Raw genomic sequence first — 17,905 nt, 5'->3', positions numbered from 1 at the left:
ACGCAATGACAAGATTGATATTACCCCTTATCCAAAGTCTCCAGATATTGCATTAACGAATATTCGTCAGGATACAGCACCTCGCGGGCTTTACTGCCCTCAAACGGGCCGACAATACCTGCGGCTTCCAGTTGGTCAATAATGCGGCCTGCGCGATTATAGCCCAGTTTAAGCTTACGCTGTATCAATGAGGTCGACCCCTGCTGGTGCATCACAATCAGGCGGGCAGCCTCCTCAAACATCGGGTCGCGGTCGTTAGGGTCAAATTCTTTGGCACTGCTGCTTTCGCCTTCGCCCACATATTCGGGCAGCAGCAGGGCAGTAGGATAGCCGCGCTGATCGCCAATAAACTCTGATATCTTTTCAACTTCGGGTGTATCTACAAAGGCGCATTGCAGGCGTATCAGGTCGCTGCCGGTGCTGAACAGCATATCCCCGCGACCGATCAACTGATCTGCACCGCCGGCATCCAGAATGGTACGCGAGTCGATCTTAGATAATACTCTGAACGCCAATCGCGACGGGAAGTTAGCCTTAATGGTACCGGTTATAATATTTACCGATGGGCGCTGTGTAGCAATTACCAAATGAATACCCACCGCACGGGCCAGCTGCGCTATACGCGCTATAGGTTGCTCAACTTCTTTGCCCGCGGTCATCATCAAATCGGCAAACTCGTCTATCACCAGTACGATGAATGGTAGGTAACGGTGTTTCTCGGGGTTGCTGATCTTGCGGTTAATAAACTTGGCGTTATATTCTTTCAGGTTACGTACCTGTGCGTCTTTCAGCAAGTCATAACGCTGATCCATCTCAATACAAAGCGAGTTAAGCGTGTTCACCACCTTTTTAGTATCGGTTATGATAGCATCTTCCTCATCAGGCAATTTAGCCAGGAAGTGGCGCTCAATTTTGCGAAACAGCGTTAGCTCTACCTTTTTTGGGTCCACCAAAACAAACTTCAGCTCGGCAGGGTGCTTTTTATACAAAAGCGATACCAGGATGGCATTAATACCAACCGATTTACCCTGACCGGTAGCACCTGCAACCAGCAGGTGAGGCATCTTGGCTAAGTCGGCAATAAATACTTCGTTGGATATGGTTTTACCTAAAGCAATAGGCAGATCCATGGTTGTATTCTGGAACTTCTCTGTAGCCAGGATAGAGCGCATTGACACCATTTCGGGGTTTTGATTAGGCACCTCTATACCAATGGTACCTTTACCCGGCATAGGGGCAATAATACGGATGCCCAAAGCGGCTAAGCTCAGCGCGATGTCGTCCTCCAGGTTTTTGATCTTAGAGATACGTACACCCGGCGCCGGGATAATTTCATATAAAGTAACCGTAGGGCCAATAGTAGCCTTGATCTTATCGATCTCGATATTGTAATGGTTCAGCGTCTCGACGATCTTGTTCTTGTTGGCTTCCAGTTCTTCAGAGTTCACTGCGATCTTGCCCGTTCCATAATCTTCCAGCAAATTAAGGGTTGGGTATTTGTACGATGCCAGGTCGAGTTTATGATCATAGGTGCCAAATTGTTCAACCAGTGCCCTCGCTTTTTCGTCATCAGCTTTTTCCACGTTCAGCACGGGGCTGGGGCGCTCTGTTTCTAAAGTAAGCGGGATATCTTCTCCCAGATCCGGGTCGGCATTTTCATCATCGGGCGTTAAAACTACCGTTTCATGAAAACCAGGCTCCGGTTGTACCGCCGGTGGCAGGGGCTGATTGGTAAAGGCCTCGGGCTTAATGGCATTGCTGCCTTTTGGCCACTCAACGGGGTGCGATATTTCTTCATCAACCAGTTCAACCGGCTCATGGTTAAAAGCGTCGGCAGGTTCAAAATCAGGCGCAGACGGGGCAAATGCTTCTTTAGCTTTCCGTTTCGGCAGCTTGAAATCAATGTTATACGCAATGATCAATACGGTAAGCGCAGCAAACAGCAATAAACCGCCGGTGCCCGACTGGCCTATCTGCACGTCCAGCAAACGGTTGGTCCAGTAGCCAAAGCCGCCCTCTAAATAATGCGGTGTATCGTCAATAAAAGCATGAAAAAATCCCAGTGCCACCGATATGAATATCAACCCGAAAAATGAGTAGCCTAAAGTGCGCAAAGCCGAAAATAAACGTACTTTGAAAAGCATACGATAGCCTATCACAAAAAATACAAATACAAACAGGAATGAGGCCACCCCAAACCACTCAAAAATGAACTGGTTAGATAGCAGGGCGCCAAATTTACCCAGCCAGTTTTCAACCGGGTCAATGCCTTTTAGTTTGAGCTCGGCCTGGCTGGTAAACAGGTTGTGCCAGCCACCATTGGCTGCCGATACATAGCTTTGATCTTGTTGCCAGGTAAACAGATACGAAGTAAAGGCAATCAGGAAGAAAAGCGACATCAGCAGGAAAAACAGACCAATGATTTTGATCAAACGGCCGTCCTGCAGATCAAAGGTTGGCATGCGCTCAACTTTTGGCCTGGCACTTCTTTCTCTCGACCCTTTTTCTGATGATTGTCGAGGCAGATTTTCTTCTTTAAAACTATTTGATTTAAACTGATTTCCTTTTACCGGCATTCCTAATGTAACAGAAGTATGTGCAAATATAAAGTTAATAGATTAAACAATGAGGTGCCGAAATTTTAATTTTTTTGGTAATATTGAGCTAACATGAGTGTCGACTTACTTGAACAATATATTACCGAGGGCAACCTGCCTGTACTTAACAGCTTGCTCACGCAACAACCCGCTTTGGCCACCGCAATGACAAGCCATAATGTATCTCCGCTGATGTTATCGTGCTACTTTAAAAAGCCGGAAGTTACAGCTTTGCTGCTCAAATATGTCGAAGAGATCAGTTTATTCGAAGCAGCTGCTGCGGGCAAGTTTGATGTGGTGGCGCATCTTATTTTTAATAATCCGGATGCCATTAATTTATATGCTGATGACGGTTTTACGCCACTTGGACTGGCCTGTTATTTCGGGCAGTTGGAGGTAGCCCGTTACCTGGTATTAAAAGGAGCTGATGTTAACCAGCCTTCAAACAATGGCTTTAACGTTTTTCCGTTACACTCGGCTGCTGCAGGTAATTATACCAGCATAGCCCGCATGTTGATCGATAACGGAGCGCAGGTAAATATCAGGCAGCAAGCGGGAGTAACGCCGCTGCACTCGGCTGCACAAAACGGCAACCTGGAGCTGTTGATACTGCTGCTGGAAAATGGCGCCGACGTAAATGTGCGCATGGAGGGAGGTAAACTGCCCTCAGACATGGCCCGCGAAAAAGGTTTTGAAGAGATTGCCGAGATATTGCGGTAAAATTTAGCTAAAGCGAAACAGCCCACCAAACCCTCGCCGGTAGGAGGGGCTTCAATTATTTAAAATGTTAAACAAGTGTTCAAAGTCTCCCCTTCCGCGGGGGAGATTTAGAGGGGGCTAATGTCTCCCTACCGGGGAGAGTTTGGGGAGGCAGGGTGTTGGCGATACAAAAAAGCGACGGGACACTACCCCCGCCGCTCATTAACGAACTCATCACACATATTACACTTGCCCCACGTGACCTGGACAAGCGTATGTTTTAATTAGCTACAAATACGCTATAGCTGGGTGTAGCCAGGTTTGCAATTTTTGCGGTAGCATTGGCCAGCAACATAATATTGCGTTCGCCGTATTTGGCAACAAGGTTTTTTACATATAACCATTGTTGATATTTAATAGGGATCTTAGTCTCTTTACGCTGCGCGAAATAAGCGGGGTCTGTAGCCACCATTTCTTTTATAGCTGCATAAAACTCGGGTGCAGCGGGAGCCGGTGAACTCATGCTTGGATAAGCCTGACCCCAGGTAGCATAAAAGTCCTGAAATAGTTTTTCTTTTTCCAGGTTAGTATGAAAAATCCACGGTGTGGAGGTGTTGTAAAGGTAATCTACATAAACTCTGAAATTCTGGTACTCGGGGTTCTGTGTTAGCGCCTGCCTTATACAGTCGGTGTTAGCTTCAATTAAGGTCGCAATGGCTTGCGGTTCTTTAGTAGTCAAGATTTCGTTAATCGGGCATTGGGCTTTCGCGGGCATGCTCATACCAAAAGCTACTAAACATAACATTAGTACTCTTTTCATAATTTACCCCTCCTTTACTGATTGGTTATATAAAGCTAAATATAAATTATAACAAATTTGTTACAATTTATATAAAAATATTTTTGGTGGATGTCGAGGGAGCCGATAAGCCGTTTTTTGTGCTATGCTGGTAAGCATTTTGTAATAAAATATCTACTTTCATGCTTTGTTACTTATATGAAAAAATTTATCGTTTTCGCCTTTGCTATAATCATCATACAATCAGCGTGCGCACAATCGCCCGGCGACGCAGCCTATATCAAGGCCAATTATATAAAGCAGGAGTACCAGATACCTATGCGCGACGGTAAAAAGCTGTTCACGTCGGTTTATATTCCCAAAGATCGATCAAAAACGTATCCCGTCATGATGGATCGTACCTGCTATAGCGTGGCACCCTACGGACCTGATGCTTATAAAAGCGCTTTAGGTCCGTCGGGCCTTTTTGTGCGTGATGGTTTTATTTTTGTTTACCAGGATGTACGCGGCCGCTGGATGAGCGAAGGTATTTACGAGGAAATGACGCCCGAACTGGAAATACACAAAACCAGCAAAGATGTAGATGAAGGTACCGATACTTATGATACCATAGACTGGCTGATAAAGAACATCCCAAACAATAACGGAAAAGTAGGGGTATGGGGAATATCCTATCCCGGATTTTATACCACAACGGCCTTGCTGAGCCGCCATCCGGCTTTAGCGGCGGCATCGCCGCAGGCGCCCATTGCCGATTTATGGCGTGATGATGGCTGGCACAACGGTGCGTTTTTCCTGGTGGCTAATTTTGGCTTTTATCCTGGCTTTACCAATCGGCAGGATGGCGTGCCCACTCAGCGCAAGGCCAAACAATTTGAAGGCAAGACCGACGATGGCTACGACTTTTTTATGAAGATGGGGCCGATGAAAAATACTAACGACAAGTATTACAAAGACACCATTCGCCTGTGGAACGAAATGCTTGATCATCCGGATTATGACCGGCACTGGAAAGACCGCAATGTGCTGCTGCATCTGCATGATATTAAAACTCCGACGCTGGTTACCGGCGGCTGGTATGATGCTGAAGATCTGTATGGCGCTATCAACACGTATAAAACGCTGGTGACTAAAAATCCGCAGACGCCGGTTTATTTTGCTATGGGGCCATGGGTGCATGGTGGCTGGGCCCGCGGCGATGGTGATCATTTAGGCGATGTGGATTTTGGAGGTGCACAAGGCCCCCATTACCGCGAGGATATTGAGTTTAACTTTTTTAGTCATTACCTGAAAGGCACACCCTTAAATTTAGCCCCGGTAAATACTTTTGAGACGGGTATTAATCAATGGAGAACCTACAACACCTGGCCGCCAAAAAATACGGTCGACAAGCAATTATATTTCTTGCCGGGCGGCAAGCTGTCGTTCAATCCGCCTGCAACAAGCAAGGACAGCTATGACGAATATGTGTCTGACCCAAACAATCCGGTGCCATTCATTGCGGATCGCAGCAAAACCATGGACATGCAGCGCGAGTACATGACGGCCGATCAACGCTTTCTGGCAGGCCGTAAGGATGTGATCAGCTATCAAACCGATGTGCTGGATCAGGATGTGACGATTGCCGGCAATATCTGGGCAAACCTTAAAGTCTCAACCACCGGCACTGATGCTGATTTTGTAGTGAAAGTGCTGGATGTATATCCCGATACTGCACTGAACAATAAATTCACTGCCCCAGGGGTAAAAATGGCAGGTTATGAGCAAATGGTGCGCAGCGAGCCTATCCGCGGCAAATATCGCAACAGCTTTGAGCACCCCGAGCCTTTTGTGCCTGGTAAGGTAACGCCGGTTAACTTTGAGTTGCAGGATATTCTGCACACCTTTAAAAAAGGCCACCGCATCATGGTGCAGGTACAAAGTACCTGGTTTCCGCTCATCGACCGCAACCCCCAAACTTTTGTGAATATCATGAAAGCCAATGAAAGCGATTTCAAAAAAGCCACGCAGCGGATCTACACCTCTAAAGCGCACCCGAGCTTTTTGAAGGTTAGGGTGGTGGAATAGGAAGTATCATTTAAAAATGCGTCGTTCCTTACCGCAATGACGCTTTAAGATGTGTTGTCAATCAAACAAATCCTGACATTTTTCACAATAGTAAGAATGCCGTTTACTCTTACCCGTGTCGGCTTTGCAGAAGGGGATTAGGTTGCGGGGACAGATGTCTTTTTGATGCGCCTGCAAATGCCGGATAAGCTGGTTCACTTTGCGCCATTTCAAAAACTCCTGACTAAAGCCGATCACCTCGTCAATTAATACTTTAAGCCTATCTTCAGGTATATGGCCAATTATGCTTTCAGGATGAAGCATCGATCTGAATAGTACCTCGTTTTTGATGATATTGCCTGATCCGGCAAAGATGTTCTGATCAAGCAGCGCATCGCAGATCATGGTTTTAGGTTTGGCTTTCAGCTTCGCGACGGCTTTTTCGTTATCCCACTGGTCACTCATTATATCTGCCGACCAGTCGTATAACTCGTCCAGCGGTTGTTCAATTAATTTAACAGAGATAATGGAGAAGTTGACGTAACCCTTGCTGAATGCAAGGTGCAGTGCGGCATTTTTTTTCACCGGTTCATTAATCTTGTACGACCCGAAAAGCCCCATGTGTATCCGTACTGCAAACTTCGGGAATATAAGCAGCGTTTGCTTGCCCCAGGTTTTAACGTCTTTAAGGGTCTTACCGATCAGCAACCCGGCATTTAGGCCTTTGGCATACCCATTGGCATCGATCACCCGTTTGCCAATAAAGGGCTTCAGCTTTTCTTTAAGTATAATGATGGACGGACCCTCGGGCATCTTGATTTTATTTGGGGGATAAATGCAAAGACTGGGCCAATTGGTATTAGTTAATTATTATATTAGCGTCAGTAACTTAATGATTTAAATGAAACCTATAACTTTGATTTTGCTGCTATGCGGCATGATTTTTACAAACTCATTTGCCCAAAGCCATAGCATCACTACACTTTTTAAAAATAACGGCCGCCAGGTTTACGAGCTTGACAGCGCTGATTTTGCCCGCGTAGTTTCAGAACCCGATTCAGGCTCGAAATTGTTTAATGTAAATGAATATTATATAAACAAAACTCCCAGGTTAGTAGCCAAAAGCTGGAACCGGGACAATATGCAGTTTGAAGGCCAGGCGGTATGGTTTTATCCGAACGGTAGAAAACAGGAGCTGTGCAATTTCCATGAAGCGCGTAAAAAGGGGGATGCATATGAATATTATCCCAACGGTAAACTATATATCCACAAAAAGTATCTTTGGGACGACGAAAAAATAGCCGGCAATAATGAGCTTTTTTTAGATTATCAGGACAGCACCGGAAAAGTTTTAGCCACCAACGGCGAAGGTTATTATAAAATTTACAATAATAATTTTTCGAACGTGTTTGAAGAAGGCAAGGTTAAAAACGGCCTGCGAGACGGCGAATGGAAAGGTGATAACGGCGCTAAAGATCATCATATTACATTTACTGAAAGCTACGATAACGGAACACTAAAATCAGGTAGGGCTGTACATGTGTACGAAAACAAAACTTATGACTATACGACCCGCAGTGTAATGCCGCAGTTTTTTGGCGGATTGCCGGCTTTTGGCAATTATCTGTCCCAAAATATTCATTACCCGGGAGTGTCCAGATTCAACCACACGCAGGGCAGAGTTATTGTTACATTCGTGGTATTAGCCGATGGTTCATTAGCCGAATTCCAGGTTAAAAGCAGCCCCGATATTTTAATGTCTAAAGAAGCAGTTCGCGTATTGGCCGCATCGCCGGCCTGGGTGCCCGGTTATCAATTTGGCAAGGCTGTAAGGGTTTCTTACACCGTACCAATTAACTTTACATTGTAGTCTAATTGACTTAAACGATAACTTTTTTTAAAACGATATCCTGCTGTACACTATAAGCCAGGCATCCGGCAAAATCAGCAGCTATATCAATGGACGATAAGTAATAAACCTCATCGCCATAATGCACTTCATCGTCAGATACATCAATATCCAATAGAGGCGTATAAACTCCTGTGCCTATAGCTTTCAGTACTGCTTCCTTACGCGTCCAATATTTGAAAAATAAGGCGTCAGGGCTTTTCGCTGCGCGGATGTTTTGCTGCTCGGCAGCGGTAAAGTAGTCATCGTAATTAATGGTAACGGGTTTCATCAGCTCAACGTCCACGCCAAGCTTACCTTTTGTTGTTCCGCAGCAAATTACCCGGTTACCCGAGTGCGAGATGTTAAAGTCGAAGCCGCCCGCAAAAAATGGGCGCTGATATTGCCCATATTGCAGGTCATCCAACCTAAGGTCAAGACCAAAATGATCTATCAGTTTTAGCAACATGATATAGCCGGTTACAGATAGTTGCACGTCCAGATGCTGCCGTTTGGCCATGATCTTATTACACAGTGGTTGTGGCAGCAAATTCAGTTTATAATGCAGCTCTTCCTCCGGCCAGCGTTCAGTTATTTGAGTATGGTAGCCCGCTATCATTTGTAATATTGTTGTTTCATTAAAAAGGGACTAAACTATCCCTGCATTATTGTATCAGACTAAACCAGCAAAGCCTTTCTACAGGCTGAGTCTAAGGCTTTAATCACGTTATAAACAGTACCCCAAAAGTAACTATATATTTATATGAATTCACTGAGTATCGTACTCGGGGCCAACCGACCTGATCTTATTCGCGAAGAAACCCTGGCTACCTTGTTTTCCAAATCAACCGCCAGATATGCGGATAAAGCGGCTGTTATTTTCCACGATCAGTCGCTTACCTATGCTGAGCTCGACCATTGGAGCAATGCGGTAGCTGAATACCTGAACAAAAAAGGTATATCGCGAGGTAGCAAGGTGGGCGTTTGGTGGCAGCGCGGCTTAGAGCTGCACGTAGCTATTTTAGGCATTGTTAAAAGTGGCGCTGCTTATGTGCCGGTTGACAGGGAGATTCCAGCCGAACGTGTTGAAATTATTTTAGACGAAGTTGGTGCCGATGGTATATTTAGCCTGCAAAAATTAAACGTGTCCTGCCCGCAGCTATTGGTACCGCCAATGCCGGCGGCGGGTAAGCATGTCAAATTATCAAAAGGGCCGCTGCCTGATGATGTTGCCTATGTACTTTATACTTCGGGCAGTACCGGTAAGCCAAAGGGTATCCCCATCAGTCAGAAACAGATCTGCCACCTGGTGCGGTCAGAGCAATCGGTCTTTAATATCCGCGAAAGCGACAAAGTTTACCAGGGTTTTTCAGTGTCGTTTGATATGTGGTGCGAGGAAACCTGGATCAGTTATTTTGCCGGAGCGACCATATGGGTGTCGGACAATACCACTTCAAAAGCAATTGACGAACTAGGTGATATCATTCGCAAGGAAAATATAACGGTGCTTCACGCAGTACCAAGCTTGCTTGCCGTAATGGAAGATAGCCAAAATGCCCTTCGGCTGGTAAATGCCGGCGGCGAGGCCTGTACGCCACAAGTGCTGGCCAAATGGGCCCGCCCGGGTATTGATTTTTATAATAGTTATGGCCCAACCGAAACTACCGTCACCGCTACCATAGCCCCGCTCAATAAAGGTGATAAGATTATAATTGGCGATCCATTACCTAATTATAACCTGGCAGTGGTTGATGAAAACCTGAACCTGCTGCCCATAGGCGAGGAGGGCGAACTGATTATCACCGGCCCGGGTGTAGCATCAGGCTATGTAAAGTTGCCGCAGCTTACGGCACAAAAGTTTGTGCCTAAACCTGCCTCGCTGGATATTTTGCCCGGCGACAGGATTTACCGCACCGGCGATGCTGCTGTGATTAATGCCGATGGAACTGTGGACCTGCGCGGCCGTTTCGACGACCAGATCAAACTGCGTGGTTTCCGTATAGAGCTTGGTGAAATTGAAGTGCGTTTGAATGCTATCACGGGCGTAGCATCAGCAGTGGTGGGGGTAAAGAAAGACGGCAGCGGACAGGATCAGTTAGTAGGTTATGTAGTGATGGATGGTATTAACGACATCGAGGAAAATTTGTTCAGGCTTGAATTGGCTAAAACTTTGCCATCGTACATGGTGCCCGGCACTATCGTTAAGCTGGATGAAATGCCCCGGATGCCAAGTGGTAAGATCAATCGTAAAGCCTTGCCGGTTCCCGAAGCATTTGCCACAATAACTATTGCACAAAATACTATAGACCTGAATGCTCCGCCCTCTGAACGTATTTTGGCTGTTCTGCGCAATGTTTTCCCGAATAAGGAAATAACCGCAGGCATGGATTTTTTTGATGATCTGGGCGGCCACTCGCTGCTTGCTGCGGGGTTTGTATCCCAGCTACGCAGAGATGCCAACTTGCCTGGCGCATCGCTAAAAGACATTTATTTAAACCGCCCTTTAAGTAACCTGATTTCAGTTTGGGCGAAACAACCGGAAGTTAAAGCCAAGGCTAAAAAGGCTTACAAAAAACCACCACTTTACCGATATGTGGCATGCTGGTCGGCGCAGACTGTGGCATTGCTGTTTATTTATGGTTTGTATGCCTTCCAGATATTTATTCCATACCTGGGGTATTACTATATTGATCAGGAGACAGAAAATGTAGCCTATTCTATTATTACATCGCTGGTTTTGTTCTCATTTATTCCACCAATATTTACCCTGTTGTCTATCGGCACCAAGTGGCTGGTGATAGGCAAGATGAAAGAGGGCGATTACCCGCTTTGGGGTACTTATTATTTCAGGTGGTGGTTTGTTAAGGCCATGCAACGTTTACTGCCCGCGCAGTTTTTGAACGGCACGCCTTTATATCCTATTTATCTGCGTTGGTTGGGTATGAAGATAGCGCCCGACGCCCAGATCAGCGATTTTAGCTTTGGTGCCGAAGATTTGATCACTATTGGTGCAGATGCAAGTCTGAGCTCTCAGACTAACCTGAATAATGCCATTGTAGAAAACGGTATGTTAAAATTGCGGCGCATCCATATCGGCAATCATGCTTACATTGGCAGCAGCGCAACCATTTCGGGCGATACTGATATTCGTGCCTGGGGCGAGTTGCAAGATCTGAGCCTGCTATCCGCAGGCCAAACCATCGGAGAGGGAGAGGTATGGCAGGGCAGCCCGGCGCAATTAAAGGAGACTAAGCAAATTGCCGATTTACCGCACCCGGAACCCATATCGACATTTAAGCGCCGTAAATACAAGCTGATTTTTATTTTTTGTATGATGATCTTTCCGTTCATCATCCTGGCACCTTTACTGCCTACAATCATTACCATTAACCGCATGGACAATAATGCGCCCGATTATAATTTCAATTACATGGTACACGTGCCTGAGCTGGCTATCCTGTATATCGTGCTGTTTATGTTCGAGACGATATTGCTAACGCGATTACTGCAACGTGGTATAAAACCCGGTAAATATTCGGTTTACAGCATGTTTTATGTGCGTAAGTGGTTTTCAGATCAGCTAATGTCACTAAGCCTGATTGTAATGCACCCCATTTACGCGACGGTTTATGTGGCAGCCTATTTCAGAATGCTGGGCGCTAAAATCGGCAAGAATACAGAGATATCCACCGCCAGTAGTGTTACGCATCCGCTATTGGAAATTGGCGATGGAGCTTTTGTAGCCGATGCTGTCACTTTAGGCGAGGCTGACATTCGTGCCCAGCAACTTATCCTTAGCAAAACCACCATCGGTAATAAAAGCTTTGTAGGCAATAGCGCGTTGATACCTCAGGGCTACACGTTAAATAGCGATATGCTGATCGGCGTACTGTCAACTCCGCCGGATGACAAACAACAGGCAGAAAGTACTGCACGCGATTGGTTTGGCTCGCCGGCTATACCGTTGCCACGCAGGCAGGAGAGCACGCCCTTCGGGGATGAGCTGACTCTATACCCCAGCATCTACCGCAAGATAGCCCGGGGCACAGTAGAGTTTATTCGCATTATTTTGCCGGAGAGTGCCATTATCTGCTTTTCTATCTTTTTTATTGCTTATGCCCACGATCTGCTGGTTGACGAGCCGCTGTGGAAGATCATCGTGTTGTTTCCATTTTATTATTTATTTTTTATGGGGATACCTGCTTTTCTGGTTCCTCTGGTTTTAAAATGGGTGTTTGTGGGGCGATATAAAGCGCAACAAAAACCCATGTGGAGCTGGGCTGTATGGAAAAGCGAGGCTATTACATCAACTTACGAAGCATTGGCCATTCCGTTTCTGTTAGAGCAGTTACAGGGGACACCATGGCTTCCGTCAATATTGAGGTTGATGGGCGTAAAAATAGGTAAGCGGGTTTGGATGAATACTACCGACATTACCGAGTTTGATATGGTGACCATCCAGGATGATGCCGCCCTGAACCAGGATTGTGGTCCGCAGACGCATTTGTTTGAAGATAGGGTGATGAAGGTTGGTCCGGTTAAAATAGGCGCGCGCAGCAGCATAGGCTCAGGTACCATTATTTTGTATGACAGCGAGTTGGGCGATGATACGCGCATCGAGTCCTTGTCGCTTGTAATGAAAGGCGAGCGACTGTCGCCGGGCACAGATTGGATCGGCAGCCCGGTTAAACCTGCTTGATGTTGTAGATGTTGCAGATATGCGGATGTGCAAATGAAACTAAAAAATATGCACATCGGCATCTGCATATCTGCACATTTGCTAACTTAGCAGCAATACACGCCATCTGCCCTAAAAAATGGCGTATATCGAATGAGACTACGTTATAGCCTTTGTATTTTATCTTTACTATTGCTTGGTAAGCAGCTGTTTGCACAGCAAAACCGCGAAATTCCTATCGTCAAAATACACACCGATAGCGCTGCAAAGAAGCCCAAACAGGATACCCTGGTGCTTTCGCACAAAGGCGAACCACAAACAGACTTATATGAGGTAATAGGCCGGCTGATTGATAAAAATGCTAAGCCCGCCTACGATTCTGTAACTTCAAAACCTGTAGTATCTGTAGTGCCGGCTATTGGTTATACCCTGGTATCAAGGCTTGCTATTGTACTTTCGGGTAATGTGGCTTTTCGCACAGGTCCTGATTCGAGGGTTTCAACAGTTGTGGCCAGTACGTCCTATACGCAAAACAAACAGTTCAGCATACCGGTGCAAACCAGCATCTGGAGCAAAGACAATCATTATAATTTCCTTGGCGATTTTCGTTTTTATAAATATCCGCAGAGTACTTTCGGGTTAGGCAGCAGTTCAAAAATGGCAAACGAAGACCCTATGGACTATAAGTTTTTGCGCCTGTATGAAACAGCCTATCGCAGATTGAGCGGTAACTTTTATGCGGGCATAGGTTACATGTTTGACAGGCATTACAATATCACTGACAAGGGCAATTTAAACGGTACAATATCCGATTATTTGCTGTACGGCAAAGCGTCGCGGTCGGTAGCATCAGGTTTTACGGTGAGCACTTTGTACGATTCGCGGGATAATGGCCTCAATGCCTCAAGTGGCGCCTTTGTCTCTTTACAATATCGCGATGCAGCAAAACGACTGGGCAGTTCTACCAGGTGGCAATCGCTGATGATTGACGCCCGGAAATATTTTAAATTGCCGGCTAATTCAGAGAACGTCCTGGCATTATGGAATTTTGATTGGGTAATATTAAATGGTTCGCCCGGCTATCTTGATTTACCCAGCATTTCGTGGGATTCGAACTCGGCTACGGGCAGGGGGTATATCCAGGGGCGTTTCCGTGGTGCACAAATGTTTTACGGCGAGGCCGAATATCGCTTCAGGATAACCGGCAACGGCTTGATAGGCGGCGTATTGTTTGTTAATGCCGAAACCTTCTCGGCAGCCCAGGGCACCCGGTTGCAGGCCATACAGCCCGGCTTTGGTCCGGGGCTGCGTATAAAGATCAATAAAGTATCAAAAACCAATATTTCATTAGATTACGGCTTTGGTACGCAGGGTTCGCGGGGATTGTTTATTGATGTAGGCGAAGCATTTTAATAGATGATGCAACATGTATATACATTAATCATTATATTAGCTAAGCCAATTACTTAAAATGCGCGTTCATTTTTTCACAAGGATCAACTCTGTTTATCGCGCTGTTTTTAGAAGCTACAGCACGCTGCAAAATCTAAAAACAGTTAAGATCATCAGTCTGATTTATTTCCTGTTAAATATTTCTTTGCGACTCATTGTAACTGCTTATGATGTACCTACACAAAGTATTAAACATTATGACGAGTTTAACAATGCTAATATCTTTTCATCTATAGTAACCCCTGTATTTTGCATATTAAGCATAGTATTGATAACGCAATGTGAACGCGGCAAACCAAAACTGCTGCTAAGCCAATTGCTTGTGCTCCTTTTCGGGCTGTTTATTATCTTTTCTGGTATGCGGGCCACCTTTTTTGCTATGCATAATCCCCGCAATACGATGTTGATGTATCTTGTAGGTATTGTGGTAGCCGGCGTGTTTTTTACGTTTGAGTTTTTTGAAACCATAATACTTGTGGCGGCTGCCGGTGTGTGTTTTTACTACATGCTGCCTTATTATCAGGAGGGTACCAGCGAGATCATTATGAATAATCTGGCGTCAGTGGTGATACTTACCGTGTTTTATTGCATATCAAGATTTTCGTTTTCATACCGTGCAGACAACTATCTGAAACTAAAAGCCATCGAAGAAAAGAACGTTGAGATAGAAACAGCGAGCCGGCTTAAAAATGAAATATTAGGCATAGTAGCGCACGATCTGCGTAATCCGCTTACTGCTATACGCGTGTTGGCCAGCATTATGGAGGACGACCGCACGATAAATGAGGATAACCAGGAAAATGTGCAAATGATCAAAATGTCTTGCGACAAGGCTACTTCTATCATCAACGACCTTATTGAAACGGCACACAACGACAAAGACAATGTATTTGATATTGAAGAGGTTGAACTTAACCAGTACCTGCTGAAAATTGTAGACGAGTGGGCCAAAAATAAAACCGGTCATACTAATATCCTTTATTATGGTACTAACAAACCCATCTATACCCATATCAATGCCGAGAAGATGGAGCGCGTTATGGATAACCTGATCAGTAATGCGGTTAAATTCTCAGGCGACAGCGATCATGTTGAGGTAAGGTTGCGGGTAGACGATGCCGGGCAGATATTTATTGATATCAAGGATTTTGGTATGGGTATTCCGGATAGTTTGCTGCCTTATATATTTGACCGTTTCTCGAGAGCCAGCCGCAGAGGCTTGCGTGGTGAAGAATCTGTAGGACTTGGCCTGAGTATTGTTAAGCAGATAGTAGAGAAACATGGTGGCAGTATTGAAGTGGTGAGTACAGAAAAGAAGGGAACTACTTTTACCATCCATATGACGGCTGTACGCCATAACAGTACAGAAACAAAATCATAATATGGCTACCGAGATTTTGACATTAGACGATATCAAATTGCTGGTAAACACCTTTTACGAACGCGTACGCGATAATGAACTGCTGGCACCCATATTCAATGAGCGGATAAAGGATCAGTGGCCGCACCATTTGGAAAAGATGTACCGCTTTTGGCAAACCGTTTTATTGGAAGAGCATACTTATTTGGGAAGTCCGTTCCCGCCGCATGCAAAGCTGCCTGTAGGGCATGAGCATTTTGCCACGTGGCTCAGTCTGTTTAATCAAACGGTAGATGAACTGTTTACCGGCCTTAAAGCCGAAGAAGCGAAATGGCGCGCCGGTAAAATGGCCGAAATGTTTGAAGCCAAGATAAACCACGTTCGTAATAATCCGTTTAATATTTTATAGGCGATGGAAGATACCTGCCAACATATCCGCGAAATAACAGAACTTAAACAGGCTGGGGCTTACGTTTGCGAAGAATGTGTTAAAGCTGGAGGTAGCTGGGTGCACTTACGCACCTGCCAAACCTGTGGTATTACCCTGTGCTGCGATAGCTCGCCGCAGAAACATATGACCAAACATTTTCATGCCACAGGACACCCTGTCATCATATCTGCCGAACCGGGCGAGCAATGGTTTTGGTGCTTTAAGGACGAAGTTTTTGCGGGATATTAAGAATCCGGTTTAAAATGCCCCCTTCAACAAACCACCCTCAGCACGTACCGTTGCGCCATTAGTAGCTGCAGCCAATGGGCTTGACAAATAGGTAACCGTATTAGCAACCTCATCCGTAGTCAGAAAACGCTGGATAATAGATGTCGGCCGCATGGTTTTAAAAAAATCGGCCTCGATCTGTTCAATGGTTTTATGCTGATCTCTTGCCAGGTTCTCAATGAAACCACCCACACCCTCAGACAAGGTAGGCCCCGGCAGCACCGAGTTTACGGTAACATTGGTTCCTTTGGTTAACTCGGCTAAACCCCGTGCTATGGCTATCTGTGCGGTTTTGGTCATGCCATAATGGATCATTTCCTCGGGGATCTGCACCGCAGATTCGCTTGAAATAAAGATGATACGGCCCCAATTCTTCTTCAACATTTTATCGAAATAAACTCTTGATAATCTGATACCGCTCAATACATTGATCTCATAAAACCTCAGCCAATCCTCATCGCTTATGTCGGCAAATGCTTTAGGCTCAAATATGGCTACGTTATTGATCAAAATGTCAACCTCGGGTAGTTGCGCAATTAAGTTAGCTACTTGCTCTTTGTCGCTAAAGTCGGCAATGAAGCCTTTTACTTCCTGGTTACCTGTTGCTTCAATGATGCTTTTAACCGCACCATCAACACGTTGCTGTGTGCGTCCGTTTACAATAACTTTAGCGCCCTCATTGGCCAGTTGTTTAGCTATGGCGTAGCCAATGCCCGCGGTTGAGCCGGTAATCAGTGCCAGTTTATCTTTTAGTTGTAGGTCCATAGGTAATTATTGTTCGTCCTGAGGGAAATCTGCGCCAACGGTTGTTTCTTCCCAGGCGTCAAAATCTTTTTTCAATACTTCCAGCTTGTTGCGTGCGCCTTTTAACGCAGCTACGCCTAATAATAAATGCAATGGCGGATTTTCAGCCTCAACCGCCTTAACAATAGCTTTGGCTGCCCGAACCGGATCGCCGGGTTGTTTGCCTGAATAGCCGCGAATAGCTTGCTTGTTAGCCTCGGCGGTTTCTTTATAATCAGCTATGCTGACATTACTGTTATTAGCTGAACGGCCTGCCCAGTCGGTACGGAAGCCGCTTGGATTGACGACAGTAACCTTGATGCCCAGCGGAGCGGTTTCTTTAGCTAGTGCCTCAGAATAGCCGTCGACGGCAAACTTGGTAGCATTATAAAAGCCAACGCCGGGAAAGCCTACCAAACCACCAATGGAAGCTATATTGATAACGTGTCCGCTGCGTTTAGCACGCATTAGCGGCAACACCTCGTTAGTTACATGAGCCAGGCCCCAGAAATTGATCTCGAACATGCGGCGCACTTCATGTTCTTCGCTCTCTTCAATGGCGCCAAAATAGCCGATGCCGGCATTATTTACCAGCACATCTATCTGCCCAAATTTTTCATTAACTTGCTTTACTGCCGATTGTATCTGTGCCTGATCTGTTACATCCAGTTTGACAGCAATGGCGGTATCCGGATATTCTGCTATGATGTCTTTAACATCATCAACATTGCGCGAAGCTACGCCGGCACGGTAGCCTGCCTGCAGTACTTCTTTAGCCAGTTCGCGACCGAAGCCGGTTGAACAACCTGTTATTAACCAAACTTTACTCATGAGTTATCAAAGGATTTAATGTTAATCAAAGTAACATCATAGGCCAGAATTGTT

The 17,905-nt window shown here is 45.6% G+C and carries 14 protein-coding genes; 8 read left to right on the top strand and 6 right to left on the bottom strand.

Going from position 1 to position 17,905, the window contains the following annotated elements:
* Positions 1-20 precede the first annotated feature (20 nt).
* Positions 21-2,576 (bottom strand): FtsK/SpoIIIE family DNA translocase, encoded by a 2,556-nt coding sequence (locus ABD772_RS03735; protein WP_345101095.1) that lies wholly within the window; start codon positions 2,574-2,576, stop codon positions 21-23.
* Positions 2,577-2,669: 93 nt separating this feature from the next.
* On the opposite strand from ABD772_RS03735, the gene ABD772_RS03730 reads away from it, so the two are divergent.
* Positions 2,670-3,317 carry an ankyrin repeat domain-containing protein gene (locus ABD772_RS03730; RefSeq protein ID WP_345101094.1) on the top strand — a complete coding sequence of 216 codons (648 nt, stop codon included), beginning with the start codon at positions 2,670-2,672 and terminating at the stop codon, positions 3,315-3,317.
* A 259-nt stretch (positions 3,318-3,576) separates the two neighbouring features.
* On the opposite strand, the gene ABD772_RS03725 is transcribed toward ABD772_RS03730, so the two are convergent.
* A complete protein-coding gene (locus ABD772_RS03725) occupies positions 3,577-4,116 on the bottom strand; it encodes a hypothetical protein (protein WP_345101093.1) in 540 nt (179 codons plus the stop codon).
* Between the two features lie 177 nt (positions 4,117-4,293).
* Here ABD772_RS03725 and ABD772_RS03720 point away from each other — a divergent pair, with 177 nt between their 5' ends.
* Positions 4,294-6,162 carry a CocE/NonD family hydrolase gene (locus ABD772_RS03720; protein ID WP_345101092.1) on the top strand — a complete coding sequence of 623 codons (1,869 nt, stop codon included), beginning with the start codon at positions 4,294-4,296 and terminating at the stop codon, positions 6,160-6,162.
* Between the two features lie 57 nt (positions 6,163-6,219).
* On the opposite strand, the gene ABD772_RS03715 is transcribed toward ABD772_RS03720, so the two are convergent.
* On the bottom strand, positions 6,220-6,954 hold the full coding sequence (locus ABD772_RS03715; protein ID WP_345101091.1) for an endonuclease: 735 nt from the start codon (positions 6,952-6,954) through the stop codon (positions 6,220-6,222).
* A gap of 88 nt (positions 6,955-7,042) precedes the next feature.
* Between ABD772_RS03715 and ABD772_RS03710 the strand changes: the two genes are divergently transcribed.
* The gene (locus tag ABD772_RS03710) at positions 7,043-8,011 is read left to right on the top strand and encodes an energy transducer TonB (RefSeq protein WP_345101090.1); all 969 of its coding nucleotides are present in this window, start codon (positions 7,043-7,045) and stop codon (positions 8,009-8,011) included.
* Positions 8,012-8,021: 10 nt separating this feature from the next.
* Here ABD772_RS03710 and ABD772_RS03705 read toward each other — a convergent pair whose 3' ends face one another.
* Positions 8,022-8,648 (bottom strand): 4'-phosphopantetheinyl transferase family protein, encoded by a 627-nt coding sequence (locus tag ABD772_RS03705; RefSeq protein ID WP_345101089.1) that lies wholly within the window; start codon positions 8,646-8,648, stop codon positions 8,022-8,024.
* A gap of 144 nt (positions 8,649-8,792) precedes the next feature.
* Here ABD772_RS03705 and ABD772_RS03700 point away from each other — a divergent pair, with 144 nt between their 5' ends.
* The 5 genes from ABD772_RS03700 (at position 8,793) to ABD772_RS03680 (ending at position 16,198) form a co-directional block, all read left to right on the top strand.
* Positions 8,793-12,728 carry a Pls/PosA family non-ribosomal peptide synthetase gene (locus tag ABD772_RS03700; protein WP_345101088.1) on the top strand — a complete coding sequence of 1,312 codons (3,936 nt, stop codon included), beginning with the start codon at positions 8,793-8,795 and terminating at the stop codon, positions 12,726-12,728.
* Between the two features lie 132 nt (positions 12,729-12,860).
* Entirely contained in the window at positions 12,861-14,120 is a 1,260-nt protein-coding gene (locus ABD772_RS03695) for a BamA/TamA family outer membrane protein (protein WP_345101087.1), read from the top strand.
* A 58-nt stretch (positions 14,121-14,178) separates the two neighbouring features.
* A complete protein-coding gene (locus ABD772_RS03690) occupies positions 14,179-15,540 on the top strand; it encodes a sensor histidine kinase (RefSeq protein WP_345101086.1) in 1,362 nt (453 codons plus the stop codon).
* 1 nt (position 15,541) lies between these two features.
* Entirely contained in the window at positions 15,542-15,928 is a 387-nt protein-coding gene (locus tag ABD772_RS03685; protein WP_345101085.1) for a group III truncated hemoglobin, read from the top strand.
* 3 nt (positions 15,929-15,931) lie between these two features.
* Complete coding sequence (locus ABD772_RS03680; RefSeq protein WP_345101084.1) at positions 15,932-16,198, top strand: UBP-type zinc finger domain-containing protein; 267 nt, start codon at positions 15,932-15,934, stop codon at positions 16,196-16,198.
* 9 nt (positions 16,199-16,207) lie between these two features.
* On the opposite strand, the gene ABD772_RS03675 is transcribed toward ABD772_RS03680, so the two are convergent.
* Both ABD772_RS03675 and ABD772_RS03670 read right to left on the bottom strand, forming a co-directional pair.
* Positions 16,208-17,002 (bottom strand): SDR family NAD(P)-dependent oxidoreductase, encoded by a 795-nt coding sequence (locus tag ABD772_RS03675; RefSeq protein WP_345101083.1) that lies wholly within the window; start codon positions 17,000-17,002, stop codon positions 16,208-16,210.
* A gap of 6 nt (positions 17,003-17,008) precedes the next feature.
* Positions 17,009-17,851 (bottom strand): oxidoreductase, encoded by an 843-nt coding sequence (locus ABD772_RS03670; protein WP_345101082.1) that lies wholly within the window; start codon positions 17,849-17,851, stop codon positions 17,009-17,011.
* Between the last annotated feature and the right edge of the window lie 54 nt (positions 17,852-17,905).

The organism is Mucilaginibacter panaciglaebae, from assembly GCF_039539265.1.
Classification (GTDB): domain Bacteria; phylum Bacteroidota; class Bacteroidia; order Sphingobacteriales; family Sphingobacteriaceae; genus Mucilaginibacter; species Mucilaginibacter panaciglaebae.
Note: the sequence above shows the minus strand (reverse complement) of the source record. Positions and strands in the feature narration are given on the sequence as shown.

What these genes read in the sequence shown, in the direction of transcription:
- ABD772_RS03735 (WP_345101095.1), bottom strand. Translation starts at nt 2,576, where the DNA reads ATGCCGGTAAAAGGAAATCAGTTTAAATCAAATAGTTTTAAAGAAGAA.
- ABD772_RS03730 (WP_345101094.1), top strand. Translation starts at nt 2,670, where the DNA reads ATGAGTGTCGACTTACTTGAACAATATATTACCGAGGGCAACCTGCCT.
- ABD772_RS03725 (WP_345101093.1), bottom strand. Translation starts at nt 4,116, where the DNA reads ATGAAAAGAGTACTAATGTTATGTTTAGTAGCTTTTGGTATGAGCATG.
- ABD772_RS03720 (WP_345101092.1), top strand. Translation starts at nt 4,294, where the DNA reads ATGAAAAAATTTATCGTTTTCGCCTTTGCTATAATCATCATACAATCA.
- ABD772_RS03715 (WP_345101091.1), bottom strand. Translation starts at nt 6,954, where the DNA reads ATGCCCGAGGGTCCGTCCATCATTATACTTAAAGAAAAGCTGAAGCCC.
- ABD772_RS03710 (WP_345101090.1), top strand. Translation starts at nt 7,043, where the DNA reads ATGAAACCTATAACTTTGATTTTGCTGCTATGCGGCATGATTTTTACA.
- ABD772_RS03705 (WP_345101089.1), bottom strand. Translation starts at nt 8,648, where the DNA reads ATGATAGCGGGCTACCATACTCAAATAACTGAACGCTGGCCGGAGGAA.
- ABD772_RS03700 (WP_345101088.1), top strand. Translation starts at nt 8,793, where the DNA reads ATGAATTCACTGAGTATCGTACTCGGGGCCAACCGACCTGATCTTATT.
- ABD772_RS03695 (WP_345101087.1), top strand. Translation starts at nt 12,861, where the DNA reads ATGAGACTACGTTATAGCCTTTGTATTTTATCTTTACTATTGCTTGGT.
- ABD772_RS03690 (WP_345101086.1), top strand. Translation starts at nt 14,179, where the DNA reads ATGCGCGTTCATTTTTTCACAAGGATCAACTCTGTTTATCGCGCTGTT.
- ABD772_RS03685 (WP_345101085.1), top strand. Translation starts at nt 15,542, where the DNA reads ATGGCTACCGAGATTTTGACATTAGACGATATCAAATTGCTGGTAAAC.
- ABD772_RS03680 (WP_345101084.1), top strand. Translation starts at nt 15,932, where the DNA reads ATGGAAGATACCTGCCAACATATCCGCGAAATAACAGAACTTAAACAG.
- ABD772_RS03675 (WP_345101083.1), bottom strand. Translation starts at nt 17,002, where the DNA reads ATGGACCTACAACTAAAAGATAAACTGGCACTGATTACCGGCTCAACC.
- ABD772_RS03670 (WP_345101082.1), bottom strand. Translation starts at nt 17,851, where the DNA reads ATGAGTAAAGTTTGGTTAATAACAGGTTGTTCAACCGGCTTCGGTCGC.